The 13,633-nt window shown below is 45.8% G+C and carries 10 protein-coding genes; 1 reads left to right on the top strand and 9 read right to left on the bottom strand.

The window, feature by feature from the left end:
• Positions 1 to 6: 6 nt before the first annotated feature.
• From GO493_RS27010 to GO493_RS26975, 8 genes are all read right to left on the bottom strand, one after another.
• Positions 7 to 1,317, bottom strand: coding sequence for a M20/M25/M40 family metallo-hydrolase (locus GO493_RS27010; RefSeq protein WP_157309355.1), 1,311 nt, complete (start codon positions 1,315 to 1,317; stop codon positions 7 to 9).
• A 22-nt stretch (positions 1,318 to 1,339) separates the two neighbouring features.
• Positions 1,340 to 1,963, bottom strand: a complete 624-nt coding sequence (locus tag GO493_RS27005; protein WP_232539129.1) for a hypothetical protein — start codon at positions 1,961 to 1,963, stop codon at positions 1,340 to 1,342.
• Between the two features lie 21 nt (positions 1,964 to 1,984).
• Positions 1,985 to 3,595: a SusD/RagB family nutrient-binding outer membrane lipoprotein gene (locus GO493_RS27000; RefSeq protein ID WP_157309354.1), complete on the bottom strand. Its 1,611-nt coding sequence runs from the start codon at positions 3,593 to 3,595 to the stop codon at positions 1,985 to 1,987.
• Between the two features lie 20 nt (positions 3,596 to 3,615).
• The gene (locus GO493_RS26995) at positions 3,616 to 7,206 is read right to left on the bottom strand and encodes a SusC/RagA family TonB-linked outer membrane protein (protein WP_157309353.1); all 3,591 of its coding nucleotides are present in this window, start codon (positions 7,204 to 7,206) and stop codon (positions 3,616 to 3,618) included.
• A 206-nt stretch (positions 7,207 to 7,412) separates the two neighbouring features.
• Positions 7,413 to 8,375: a FecR family protein gene (locus GO493_RS26990; protein ID WP_157309352.1), complete on the bottom strand. Its 963-nt coding sequence runs from the start codon at positions 8,373 to 8,375 to the stop codon at positions 7,413 to 7,415.
• 96 nt (positions 8,376 to 8,471) lie between these two features.
• Entirely contained in the window at positions 8,472 to 9,029 is a 558-nt protein-coding gene (locus GO493_RS26985) for an RNA polymerase sigma-70 factor (RefSeq protein ID WP_157309351.1), read from the bottom strand.
• A 209-nt stretch (positions 9,030 to 9,238) separates the two neighbouring features.
• Positions 9,239 to 9,703 (bottom strand): hypothetical protein, encoded by a 465-nt coding sequence (locus GO493_RS26980; protein ID WP_157309350.1) that lies wholly within the window; start codon positions 9,701 to 9,703, stop codon positions 9,239 to 9,241.
• A gap of 71 nt (positions 9,704 to 9,774) precedes the next feature.
• On the bottom strand, positions 9,775 to 11,283 hold the full coding sequence (locus tag GO493_RS26975; RefSeq protein WP_157309349.1) for a hypothetical protein: 1,509 nt from the start codon (positions 11,281 to 11,283) through the stop codon (positions 9,775 to 9,777).
• Positions 11,284 to 11,491: 208 nt separating this feature from the next.
• Between GO493_RS26975 and GO493_RS26970 the strand changes: the two genes are divergently transcribed.
• Positions 11,492 to 12,409 carry a TIGR01777 family oxidoreductase gene (locus GO493_RS26970; protein WP_157309348.1) on the top strand — a complete coding sequence of 306 codons (918 nt, stop codon included), beginning with the start codon at positions 11,492 to 11,494 and terminating at the stop codon, positions 12,407 to 12,409.
• A 10-nt stretch (positions 12,410 to 12,419) separates the two neighbouring features.
• Here GO493_RS26970 and GO493_RS26965 read toward each other — a convergent pair whose 3' ends face one another.
• The gene (locus tag GO493_RS26965; RefSeq protein ID WP_232539128.1) at positions 12,420 to 13,625 is read right to left on the bottom strand and encodes an anthranilate synthase component I family protein; all 1,206 of its coding nucleotides are present in this window, start codon (positions 13,623 to 13,625) and stop codon (positions 12,420 to 12,422) included.
• Positions 13,626 to 13,633: the final 8 nt, after the last annotated feature.

Below are 13,633 nucleotides of genomic sequence, written 5' to 3'. Positions count from 1 at the left end.
TCGTCTTTATTTTGCTATACCGGCTTCAGCCAGTAAGATCAGTAAAGCTTCCTGTACACCCAGGTATCCCTTATCGTTCATCCACCATTCGTCCAGCGCATGTGCATTCCCCCCCTGACCGCCTGTACCGATAGTGATAGCGGGAATATTCTTTGAAATAGGAATATTGGAATTAGTAGAACCTACTCTCAGGGATGCGGTATCACCACCCAGCTGAATAGCGGCTATAGCGCGCTGTATCAGTGGCAATGAAGGGTCCAGGGCACCCGGCGGACGGTCGCCTATCAGCTTTACATCTACAGTCAGATCAGCACCGGCACGTTTCATTTTATTCTCTTCTGCCAGCGCACGCTGTACAGCGTCCTGCAATAATTTATCAATACCGGCTACCCTTTCAGGGTTTTCAGAACGCATGTCCACTTCCATCCATGATTCAAAGGGAATAGAGTTGACAGAAGTACCACCACCTATCACCCCAACATTATAGGTAACTCTTGCACCAGGTACACGACTGAAAGAATCTGCAGCTACAGACCAGTAATGAATAGCACGCCCCAGGGCATTATGCGGGTTGCCCAGTCCGAAAGCACCGGAAGAATGGCCGCCTGGTCCTTTGAAAGTAACACGGTAGCGATGTGAGCCCAGCGCGCGATGGGTAATGTGCTCACGGCGCCATCCATCTACTGCGATGTAAGTATCTATCTTTCCGGGGCCTTTATTGCTGAAAAGGTTCTTAACTCCTCTCAGGTCGCCCTGTCCTTCTTCACCTACTGTGCCAATGAACAATACGTCTGCCTCTGTTTCAATACTGTGCTTCTCCATTGCCTTCAGCACAGTCAGCACAACTGCCAGCGCTCTTGTATCGTCAGCTATGCCGGGAGCATATAAGGTATCTCCCCTGTGCTTCACTGTCACGTCAGTACCTTCAGGAAATACAGTGTCCAGGTGCCCTTCCAGCACAACTGTTTTCTTACCACCTCCTTTACCTTTACGACGGGCTATTACATTACCAACATTATCGATCCATACGGTATCTGCGCCGGCGGCTTTCAGCATCTCTGCGTATTTTTTTGCCCTTACCATTTCCTTGTATGGAGGCGCTGGTATTTCAGTAAGCAGAAGATGATCACTTAAGGTTTGCGGGTCCAGGTCAACGATGGTCTGAAAGGCCTTCTTTACTATTACCTGCTCTTTTAATGCTGTTATCTCTGCCAGGTACTTTTTATCTGCATTCCCGGCAGGCCGGTCCTGGGCCAGAAGGCCCAGGCTTGCGGTCATCAGAGAGAATGATAGTGTTACTTTTCTGATCTTGCTCATTATAGGATGTTTACTAACGGAACTATTGATTCTTGAAACGTACGCCTACCCTGCAATCGCCAGGTTCTCCGCGGGACTCGTCACAGATGTTGTTAAAAAAGGTAACTATCCGGCGGCCATCGCTCAGGTTGAGTATAAACTTAAAAAGAAAATAGTCATTCACAGCTACCGCTGATAAATTAACATTATTCAGGGCAGCCAGTTCAGCCGCAGTAAAAGAATAAGCCTTAGGGAAAGTAGTTACTGTCTCATACAGCTTATCCTTTGTGCCAACAATGCTGGGCAGCGGGAACTGTGCAATATTGGTATACTGGTTGCCGGGAGAAGAGATCACCAGCGGATAAGCAGGTACGCTGGACTCTGCCTTGTTATAACTGGTATATACTTCAATGGAAGTAACGCTTGCTTTATTAAACCCTTGCCAGTCCAATGAAAATGCAAACTCCTGGCTGGCTACATCAGGGCCTTTCAGGTTAAAGAAAGCCACCTTGCCCGCCTGCCGTGTAGGCAATGCTGTTTTGGTAGTATCTATTGTAACAACCGGTACTGCGGTGTACTGGTAATCCTCCCATTCATAATTTGCTTTTTTACAGGAAGGTATTCCGAGTGATATGATCAGTATAGCAACTATTAAACGCTTCATCATAAATATTTTGTTTTACTACGGTTATTTGTCCCAGAAAACCGGTGTAGTCTGCTGTGCAATCTGTAACGCACTTACGTCTTCTCCCAGGCTGGTATTGGCAGATAGCTCCGTCTGCGAATAATACAGGCGGAGGGGAAAGGTGTTCAGGGGTGATAAAGGTGTGCGTAACACGGGCAATCCGGTCCTTCTGTAGTCAGTATATGCTTCCATACCATTGCCATAACAGGCAATATACTTCTGCGTCATGATCATATTCAGTTTGCCGGCATCATCTGCGGCATCATATGCTGCCAGCAGCTTATTCACAAAACCGGTGATGGTAGCAGACGACAGAGCCGCTCCCCCATTTGAAGCACCAAAGACACTTACACTATTAAGATGGGCAGTAACACCATCACTGAAATTCTGTCTTGCATCATCTCCTGTATTCAAAGTCATAGCAGCTTCTGCACGGATCAGCTTTACCATAGCATTGGTGATAAGCGGTATCAGACCAGCGCCTGTACCATCTGCAGTTCCTACTACCTTGAGGCTGGAAGTAGCTCCTGCGTTGGTCAGGTAACTGTAAGTAGCCGGAATATTGTTGATGCTGGCATTGTCATATAAACCGCCTGCCGGGTAAACACCAAAGGTGGAACGCCTGTTCAGATCAGCCGGAGCAGCAGTACCATCGCCTGGGTTACGGCCATAATAACCATTACTGTTGGTGGAGTTGTTCAATCCGGCAGTAGCATTCTGACGATAAATGAAATACCGCAGACGGGGATCGTCATTGTTGAACAGCAGGTCCATGAAGGACTGGCACATGTAGAAGTTCTTGGCAGACTGGTACTCTGAACGGTGCCATGGATGACGGTTGTTAGGGTTCTGCGCAGAACCGAATTTAAATGTATAGTCGGTAGCGTTAGTATTCGTTGTTCCCCCTATCAGGGTAGAAGGATTGTTAATCAGCGTCTGTATGGCAGCCAGGGAGCGGGCCGGATCTACCAGCCTGAGCTGGTTATAGAGTTTCAGCTTCAGGGAGTTGGCCATGCTTAACCAGGAAGCCTTGACGCCATTGTAGATCATGTCTGCCGATGCGGGCACAAGTGTGGCTGTGTTTATTTTACCTGCATCTTCAATAGCGCTGTCTATAAGTGTCAGCACATCTTCATAGATCTCCCGTCCGCCATTAAGACCAGGACTTACTGCTTCCTCCCCTTTCTCTGCATCGAAGTAAGGAATGTCTCCCCACATATCTACCATCATACTTACCAGGTAAGCCTTTTCCAGCTTGGCTATGGCTACATAGCCCCACTCGCCGGAAGCTGTGCCATTGGCTATGATATCCTGCAGATCGCTTAAGGTCTGACTGTAAAATCCGTCCCAGCTCTCATCAAAGCTGGTACCCTGTTGCTGATACCGGCTAAGGTCTGCATTGGAAACTGTATGCTGCATGAAAGTGGATGTACCGCTGTTCAACTCATACATGTTGGCACCCATGGAAACTTCTGTAGATGGCAACAGCAATGCCAGTTGAGCAGTAGTCGGGTTGTTCGGGTCTGTATTGATATCTACAAACTTGTTGCAGGCGCCGGTAATAAATGTTACACCGGAGATCAGTAACGTATATGCAATGTATTTAGACTTCATAATGATTCAGATTGGTTAAATCAGAAGGAACACCTTAAGTTGACGCCAAATCTCTTCGTAGTTGGTACGGAGAGGTTATCATATCCTTGTGAGTTGCCCACACCCAATGAGCTTACTTCAGGATCAAAGTTGGAATACTTCGGAAAGTTCGGTGCATTGTACCAGAGGTTGCGGCCGGACAGTGAGATGGTAGCAGATCCGAAAGGCGTATTACCCAGGAAGCTTTTAGGGAAGTCAAAGGCCAATGATATCTCCCGCAGCCTGAAAACAGTTGCATCAAAGACAGAGCCTTCATTTACTCCACCTGGTCCCATCCCGCTGTTAAAGAAATGATCTTCGTAAGAGATGGCTACATTATTAGGTATCTTATTCCCGTTCTCATCACGCAATGCTGTCAGCGTGCTGATATCTCCCATTACACCGGGAGAAACGATCTGGAACTCGCGTTCTTCGGTATCCCTGGTTACTCCCCGTGACATCATCTGTCCTACGGTGTTGGAATACATCTGGCCACCCTGTTTCCAATCAAACAGTACGTTAAGTGACAGGTTTCTGAAACGGAAAGTATTACTTATACCCAGTATGAAGTCCGGGTTCGGATTACCAATAGCTTTCAATGCACCTGATACCAGCGGTTTACCTGAGCTGGGATCTATCAGGATATTACCTTCTTCGTCACGGGCATAAGCAGTACCCTGTATCAGGCCATATGGATGGCCAACAATATGTACACTGCTGGTGCCATTGGTACCGCCATAGCTAAAGCTTTCATAGCCACCCAGGTCTTTGATCATGTTCCTGTTGCGTGTAAAGTTGGCGTTGATATCCCAGTTAAATCCATTGTTTGTCTGTATGGGAGCAGCGTTAAAACCTATCTCTATCCCCTTGTTGGTAGCCTCTCCCAGGTTCAGTATCTGCGTAGTATAACCGGAAGACGGTGCAGCGGTCACTTCAAATATCTGTGAAGTACTGCGTTTGTTATAATAGGTCAGGTCTATGCCTATACGGTTGTGCAGGAACTGTAATTCAGCGCCCAGTTCAAGTTCAGTGATAAACTCCGGCTTCAGATTGGCATTGGTAAGCAGGTTGGATTTTGTTACAATGTTGTAGACGGTACCGCCTGCAGGTGTGAAAGGCAATCCCACATTGGAAGGCGTGGCATTGCCACCCAGTATGGCATTGATCTGGTAGAAGTTGGCGGTCTGGTAAGGAGATGCTTCATTTCCCACCCTGGTATAACCGGCCCTTATTTTACCAAAGTTCAGTATTTCTTTAGGCAGGCGGAGCGCCTCTGTGAATACCAAAGAGCCGTTCACCCCACCATAGAAATAACTGCGGTTGTTAGCAGGCAGAGTGGAAGAAACGTCATTACGGCCTACCAGGTTCAATGAAGCAAAGTTCTTATAGTCCAGTGTGATGTCTGTGAAGAAGGCATAATAGCGTTGCTTCAGCAGGTTCCTGTTGTTGGTTAGCTGTACGCCTGTTATGGAGCTGGTATTGTTCATATCATGCAGGTCAGCTACAATGATATTATCTCCATAGAAAGCTTTCCTGTCAGTAAAACGCTGGTTCACATTATTACCCACAATAGCGCGGATGGAGAGATCCGGGCGAATGGCATGTGTAGCTGTCAGCAACAGGGTGTTGTCCAGCTCCTGCCGGTAAATATTATCAGTAGTGATACTGCCATTGGAATAGGAAGAAGAGCCTTTACCACGTACGCTCATTCTCCTGTCTGTGTAGGCATTGAAACCTACGGTATTCTGTACATTCAGCCAGGGGAAAGGATCAAATCCTACGATGAGATTACCATAGTAACGGTCTACATCACTTTTGCTTGGACTATGCTTAACAGACCAGTAAGGGTTATCAACACCTGTATAGTCGTATACGTTACTACCATCTACCGGGTTCTCATATGGGTATCGTGTAAGATCATAGCTGGTGGGCACATACATGAGCGTGGACATGATAGAGCCGGTCAGACCGCCAACAGGGGGTGTTTTCTGACGGGTAGTCACGTAGTTGATAGAGCCGCTGGCATAGATCTTATTATCCAGTCTGATGTTACCGCCGATATTAACAGAAGTACGTTTGATCTCATTGCCCGGCACCACACCTTTGTTGTCTGTATTGGAAATACCCGCGTTGAAATTACCTTTCTCGCTACCTGAAGAGATGGTGATGGCGTTCTCATATACACTCCCTGTTCTGAAGAAATTCTTCGCATTCTCTTTTGCATAAGACCGGTAAGGCACCTGGATGGGAGTCACACCATCAGCCTCGTAAAACTCAGGGAATATTGCAGAACTGAACTGCCGTGTAAGCTGATGAGGAATGGTAGAGCGGGTGGGCAGCATGCTCTTTACACCTTCAAAGGGTTGCCCCCAGGAAGCATATACGCCCTGCCTGTAATCGTTGTTGGTACCTTGTCCATAGCGGGTCTGGTACTCCGGCAGGCCTGCCACTTCTTCTATTGCATAAGAAGTGTTGTACGTGATCTCTGTGCCTTTGCGGCTTTTCTTCTTACCTGCTTTTGTGGTAATGATGATGGCGCCATTGGCCGCCCTGGATCCATACAGAGCGGCCGCTGCTGCGCCTTTGAGCACTGTCATGCTCTGGATGTTGTTAGGATCAAGATCGAAGGCACGGTTGGTTACACCTACCCCGCCAACAGTAGAAGCGCCTACATTTGCAAAAGTGGAGTTATCAAAAGGTACTCCATCCACTACAAACAGCGGCTGATTATTACCATTTAAAGATGAGTTACCACGGATGGTGATGTTGGTGCCACCACCCGCCACACCACCGGCGGACTGTATATTCACACCGGCTACTTTCCCTGTCAGCGCACGTACCGGGTCCGGTTCGGATTTCTGCGCCAGCTTATCTGACGATACAGTGCTGACGGAATAACCCAGGCTGTTCTTCTGACGTGCAATACCTGCAGCAGTAACCACAATATCATGCAGTTGTTTTACGGCAGCTTTCAGGCGGATAGTACCGGCATCTGCAGCATTTATCTCTGTTACATGGTAGCCAATTGCAGTGATCACCAATGTAGCGCCCTGTTTAACTTTTAATGTAAAAGAACCATCACCGCCTGAGGTCACGCCATTACTGGTGCCTTTCTCTACGATAGTGGAACCAGGGAAGGGCTCACCGTTCTCACTTAATACTTTTCCTTTGATGATGGTATCTGCTGCCGGAGCTATAGCTTTAGACAGGCTGTTAATATTATTCTGTTCACTGTTATCCTTCAGGATAATAAAACCATCGTTCACTACAAAGTTTATGTCCAGTGTACCCAGTACCTTATCCAGTACTTTACCCAGCTCTTCCTGCTTTGCAATGGCTGTCACTTTTTTGTCCATAGCAATGTGATTGGAGCTGTAAACGAACTTAACATCAGCCTTGCTGCTGATCTGGTTCAACGCCATTTTCAGGCTTACATCGTCTGCCTGCAGCGAAATTTTACGATTAAGGATACCTTGTGAAAACGCTGCACCTATATTGTTTGTCATGGCCGAGAAGAACAGCCAGGCGGTGCAACAGGCGGAGATAGTGACTAATTTTGTAATAAAAGCATTTGTCTTTACATTTATATACATAGACCTCGTTTCTTTGTTAGATTTCTGGTTGAATAAGACAAAGGAATTCCCTTACCGCGCTGTCACGCGGTGATAGAAAGGGCTATCAATTCTCAGCGGGAGGCTGTCACCTCCTGCTTTTCTGTATGGTGTTTACTCTCCTCATAGGCAACTTCTTTTAAGTGTGATACTTCTGATTTTGGTTGAATACCTGTTCATGTTCTAATTTATTTTTTTGGTTGCAGTACAACGGTCCTTCCTTTGATTTCTACATCCAGACTGAGCGCCTGGCCTATCATTCCCATTGTGTTCTCTAAAGATTGGTCTGTCATGTCCGCTGTTATAAGGCTTTTCAGTATAGCGGTATCTTCCAGGTTGATATTTACTTCAAATTTCTTTTCTATTCTTTGTATCACTTCAGCCATGCCGGCGTCATTGAACGCCATATCATATTCAGTACCTTTCGTAAATTCGTGAACAGCTGTTTGTGTAGGATGCGCCTGTTTTACGGTAGCATCAGTTTCAGAGTATACTATGCTTTCGTCAGCATTAATAATGCGTTGCCTGGTTTTATCTGATGTTACAGACACTTTGCCCGTTAGCACAGATACGGCAATCTCTTCTCCTGTATCGCAGATATTAAAGCTGGTACCCAGCACTGTAGTAGTCAGTGTTCCGCAATAGATCCTGAACGGATGCTTTTCGTCTTTTGCTACTTCAAACAAGGCTTCTCCTTCCAGCGTTACTTCTCGTTTCCCGTTGCCGAACTTTGCCGGAAAGGCAAGCCGGCTGTTGCCTTTCAGCCACACGATGGTACCATCTGAAAGTATCTGTTTAGTTACACGGCCTTTCACGCTTACCGCATAAGTTGTTCTATGCGGTGCTACTATGTTCAGAACACTTTCACGGCATATGAAACCGGCTATAACCAGTATTGCTACAGCAGCAGCTATCCTGAATGGCCACATCCTGTATACAGGCGTCTTCTTTTGAGGAACATTATTGATGCGCGCTGTAAGCCGTTCAAACATGGCAGTCTTAGAGGCATTCAGTTCTTCTTCCGGAATAGTACTGAATGCTGATTTATCTTCCAGGGAGTCCAGCCACAATTCCAGGCGCTCTGCTTCCTGCTTATTGAGCAGCCCTTTAGCGTATTTATCAAGTAAGATGTTAAATTCTTTCTGGTCCATCTGTGTCTGCGGCTTGTTTTAGTGTATGTCAGCAACGTGCTTCTATATATAAGTAAACTGAGAAAGGGCAAACACCTATCCTGAAGAGAAATTTTTTTACAGGAACCAGAAATATTCCCTGAATGCAAGGCGAAGATGTTTCAGGGCTTTGGTAAGATGGTTTTCCACGGTCTTATGGGAAATGTTCAATGTGGCCGCAATGTCCTGTATAGATTGGTGCTGGTGACGGCTCATCCGGTATACCTGCTGGCATTTTTCGGGCAGGCGGGATACTTCTTTTTCTACTGCATTGGCCAGGTCTACACAATCAATATATTCCTGGCTGGAGTTATCTTCAGCCGCTTTATCAAAACGCGCAAAAGAGCTGGCATAGGTCTTCCGTACTTTATCAGCTTTTATGTAGTTGAACATCTGGTATTTAACAGCTGAATACAGGTAAGCTGAAAGGGAATGATCTAACTGCAGCTCTTCACGGCGTGTCCAGAGAGAGAAAAATACGTCCTGTATGATCTCTTCCGTTACCTCTTTTATTTTCAGACGATTGTAGACGTAGGCATATAATTTAGTCCAATATTCGTTATAAATGCATGCATAAGCTTCCATATCGCCGGATTGTAATAATGCGATCAGGTCAGCCTCGTTATATACATTCAAACTTTTAATAATGTTGGCTTTTTATATATTAGAGAGCGGTTGATACCTTTAAACTAACAAAAATCTGCAAGATTTTATATCCAACTTTAAAATAAATGCCCACTTTACTATAAATCATACATATATATTACGACTAGTTACGTATTTGAGTAATAGAGTTAAAAAATGCTAATAAAAAGGCGGTAGTGTTACTACCGCCTTTTTTTATGTTAACCTTTCTTTTTAAGATCATCATATTTCCCGTATGCTCCGAGTGACATAAAGGCCAAAAAACCAGCTACCCACAATACTGTTTTGGAAGTGCCCCTTTCCTGCTCCTGCTTCAGGGAAGCCTTCGGGTCAGTTGAAAACACAGATGGATCCTGTGGGTCGTACCAGACTTTAGTGGTCAGGCTGGAAGGAGGTTCATGCAACACGCGTTCTCCCTGGTAACGGCGCCCGCTTACAGTAAAGCTGTAGGTCATAGTGTAAGTCTTAACCGGCACCTTCATTACTGTAACGGTAGTCTCTTTATACTCGGGAGCGTATTCTGCAACGGTCTCTTTTCCTCTCTGAACAAGGCTCGTGTAGGCGGCTACTTTGCGGGAGTCTGTTTTCTGGTTGAAGTATTGTACCACACAACTGATTACGCTTCCAAGCAGCAGGAAGCAAACACATAGGTAAAGGTATTTCATAGTAGGTATTGGGTTTAAGTCTATAAACCGCAGATAGAGGTCTTTGGTTTATAGACTTAATATTGGAAGGATCAGAAATCTATTTTGGCAAAGCAGATATAATTCCTGTATACACAGGGTATCAGTGCAGAACGGGCGCTTATCTGCTTACCATAACGGGGCATCCAGGTAAAGCCCTTATCCAGGTTACGAAGGGTAGGTTTACGGCTGCTATGTCCGTCAGGTTCTACGCTGTTATCTGTCAGCATATAATTCCTGCGGTCCAGTTCATTATACAGGAAACGCAGTTCACTGCCGATGTTCACCATCATGAAAGAGAGGTAAAGATCAGAACCATCATCGTACTGGCTTTTATGTACGAAGTTGGTCCACAGCAGATTGCCTTCATTATCCAGGTTCATCACAGCTACGTTGTCATAATGGTAACGGTTCTGTGAATTATAATTATTATACCAGGGATTGTAGTAAAAAGGAGAATACGGGGAATAGTAATATGGTGTATACATGCCGTAGGGACCATACATATAATTCCACCTGTTCCATGGCTGGTACCGGGAAGTGGTGTAGAACGATTCTGCGGTCAGGATGAAACCACCGTCTTTGGTATTGATGATACGTTTGATGAAGTAATCATTAAATGCCGCGTTGGTGCTGGATTCTCCCCTGGCATTACCTTTCAGCTCAGGTGTAAAAACTACTTCCTTTTCGTACAGCTGTTGTTTCTGGGCATAGTCATATTTGGTAACATACAGCCCTTCTACGTTGCCCCTTTTCTGTTTGTAATAGAAAGCGGTAACGAGTGCACGATGGTTATTGTTATCCAGTTTCATTTTCACTTCGTCCAGCAACTGGGATTTCAGTTGCATAGGTACTGTCTCGAAGGAATCTACTGCTGCTTTTTTGATTACCAGGCTGCCGCTTACTATATAGTCGCGGTTGTTGGTGCGTTCCAGTTTATTGAAAATGAGGTCCCCTTCGTTAGACAGGTTGAAGTTACTGAGGAAGGACTTCTTTGATTCCATGGGCAGTGATACCCTGCTGTTGTTGATCAGCTGAAAGGCACTGTCATACAGGAAGGTATAGAACACATTATCGTTCTCCTTATCCTGGTTGATCTTGTACACCAGTATCTTGCTCTTGTCTTCTGAATACTCTACAGAATACACTTTATTCTCTTTGGAATAAAAACCTATCCTGGTAGAGTCTACCATGATGGGAGCTTCTGTAAAATGGCCGTTCCCGTCCATAGTGGCACAGAAGCTGTAAACAGCGTCTTTGCGCTGAAACTGGTACAGCATGAATACTTTATCAGGATAAGCTACAAAATCAGCACTGATGAGTTTTCTTGGCAGGAAGTCCAGTTTTACCCTTTCCTTCAGCTGCATGGCGTTATCGTATACAGAAACGACATAATCGCCTTTGTCACTTTTATACACCAGGATGTTGGAAGATACCTTACCAATGATCTCAAATTCCGTGCTTTTGTAATCGTCCCTTTCCGGCTCCGAATAGGAGATCTTCTGGGCCATCAATGCCCCGCTCCACAGAACCAGTAAAGCATAGAGATATAAAACGCGCATTATCTATAATTTAAAAGGTTGCAAGTTCAAGGATATAGATTTAACGGTAAATTGCTGTCATTCATTGTAAATATCAACAGAAACGTGGAGACATTTTCCCCTTTGCGGCCAAACCTACGTTAAAAATAAGCAATTACAGATTACCACCATTCACTTACGCCTTCGTTTTTGTATTGAGATTGCTCAGCAATTACGTACTTTTATGCATATGGACAGCGTGTTAATTACCGGCGGTACAGGCCTGATAGGCCGGGCGCTTACACAATTGCTCACTGAGGTTGGATATAAGGTCATTATCCTGAGCCGGAATCCCGGCCGCTCTTCTGATAATGGGTTGGTAAGCTATGCCCACTGGGATATAAACAGGCAATCGATTGATGAGAAAGCTATCGGAGAGGCTGATTATATTGTACACCTGGCAGGCGCCAATGTAGCGGATAAACGTTGGTCCTCTTCACGTAAAAAGGAGATCCTGAACAGCCGTACTCAAAGTGCGGAACTATTGTATACATCGCTGGAAAAATATCCGAATAAGGTTAAAAAAGTGATCAGCGCTTCCGGTATCGGGTTCTATGGCCCGGACCAGGGTCGCCCGTTCACCGAAAATGACCCGCCTGCTGAAGATTTCCTGGGCACTACATGCCTTGCCTGGGAGAACAGCGTGCTGAAAATCCGGCAGCTGGGCAAAAAGGTAGTTATTCTCCGTACCGGTCTGGCTCTTAGCAGGGAAGGCGGCGCATTAAAAGAGTTTTATAAACCGCTGCAGTTCGGTTTTGCCACTATCCTGGGCAGCGGTGAACAATATGTAAGCTGGATCCATCTTCATGATCTTGTCAGGATCTACCTGAGCGCCATTGTAAATCATGACCTGGAAGGTATTTATAACGCTGTAGCACCGCAGGAAGTAAAGCACAAAGAGCTGGTGCTTACCATGGCGCAGGCGGCCAAAGGCAAGAGTTTCCTGCCCGTATATGTACCTGCTTTTGCCTTAAAACTGGCAATGGGGGAAATGAGTATTGAAGTATTGAAAAGTTGCAGGGCCTCATCTGCAAAGATCCAGGGAACGGGGTTCGTATTCTCTTACCCTGATATTAAATCGGCCATGGAAAAACTATTCAAATCCTGATAATAGTTGCCTATTCCTTACTCTCCAGTATCTTTTTCATAGCCTCGGCTTTCAGGAGGCATTCTTCCCATTCCCTTTCCGGGTCTGCATAGGAAGTAATGGCCGAACCGGTCTGGAAAGAGAGATATTTACGACCAGCATTATACAGAATGCTGCGTATCACAACATTAAAATCAAAATCAGCTTCAGGCGTAATATATCCTAATGCGCCGGAAAAAAGACCCCGGCGGGATTGCTCATATTCTTCTATCAATTGCAGCACGCGCAGTTTAGGTGCCCCTGTCATAGAGCCCATAGGGAATGCCTGCCTGATCACTTCTGTGAATGGTAATGCCGGGTCAGGCGTAGCCGTTACTGTAGATATCATATGATGCACCTGTGCAAAAGAGTAAATGCCAAACAGCTCTGCCACCTGTACACTACCTCTTGTAGCAGTATGCGCCAGGTCATTCCTGACCAGGTCTACCACCATCACATTCTCTGCACGCTCTTTACTGTTACGGAACAGCTCTTCACGCCGCAGTGCATCGGTGGCGGCATCAGCGTCCCGGCGGATAGTACCTTTAATAGGTTGTGAGATGACCAGCGGTCCTTTTTTCTGCATGAAACGTTCAGGACTGGAACATGCCATGTACAGGTGATCTGCACGGTAGTAAGCGGCAAACGGAGAAGGTGATAATGCATTCAGTCTGCTGAATAACGTCAGTGGGTGTACGTTAATATCTTCAATAAAATTCTCTCTGCAGAAATTCACTTCATAACAATCTCCTCTGTGAATATGCCATTGCAGTTGTTTCACTGCATGGAGGTATTGCTGCCTGTCAAGATGAGCGTTCAGTGCTCCTATGGGAGTATGTGGTACAACCTGTGAAGTGAGGGAGATACATTGCGTATATACTTTCTCTGCATCTGCAGCATCCATGTTCCATCCGCCTATCTTTACATGGTCCTGTTGCAGGAGCATGACAACACGGGGCCTGAAGAAGAACAGATCGGGAAAATGAAGTCCGTCTTTATTATCTGAGTGAAGGATGGGAAAGGTCTCGTTTTTGAGATCGTATGCGAGGTGACCAAAGAGCCAGTCACGATGCTGATCATGAAACTGTTGCAGGGCAGGAAAGGCATTTCCTGCATTGCAGGAAAGTGTGTCCAGTGCGTCTGCTGCCAGTATAGCTTCGTTTTGGTGGTAGGAGGAAGCGTAATTATTATTGTCCAAAAAACAAC

Source organism: Chitinophaga tropicalis (genome assembly GCF_009758205.1).
In the GTDB taxonomy this organism is placed as follows: domain Bacteria; phylum Bacteroidota; class Bacteroidia; order Chitinophagales; family Chitinophagaceae; genus Chitinophaga; species Chitinophaga tropicalis.
Note: the sequence above shows the minus strand (reverse complement) of the source record. Positions and strands in the feature narration are given on the sequence as shown.

Coding starts and splice junctions, on each gene's coding strand:
- GO493_RS27005 (WP_232539129.1), bottom strand. CDS start 1,963: ATGATGAAGCGTTTAATAGTTGCTATACTGATCATATCACTCGGAATA.
- GO493_RS26990 (WP_157309352.1), bottom strand. CDS start 8,375: ATGGACCAGAAAGAATTTAACATCTTACTTGATAAATACGCTAAAGGG.
- GO493_RS27000 (WP_157309354.1), bottom strand. CDS start 3,595: ATGAAGTCTAAATACATTGCATATACGTTACTGATCTCCGGTGTAACA.
- GO493_RS26970 (WP_157309348.1), top strand. CDS start 11,492: ATGGACAGCGTGTTAATTACCGGCGGTACAGGCCTGATAGGCCGGGCG.
- GO493_RS26995 (WP_157309353.1), bottom strand. CDS start 7,206: ATGTATATAAATGTAAAGACAAATGCTTTTATTACAAAATTAGTCACT.
- GO493_RS27010 (WP_157309355.1), bottom strand. CDS start 1,317: ATGAGCAAGATCAGAAAAGTAACACTATCATTCTCTCTGATGACCGCA.
- GO493_RS26980 (WP_157309350.1), bottom strand. CDS start 9,703: ATGAAATACCTTTACCTATGTGTTTGCTTCCTGCTGCTTGGAAGCGTA.
- GO493_RS26975 (WP_157309349.1), bottom strand. CDS start 11,283: ATGCGCGTTTTATATCTCTATGCTTTACTGGTTCTGTGGAGCGGGGCA.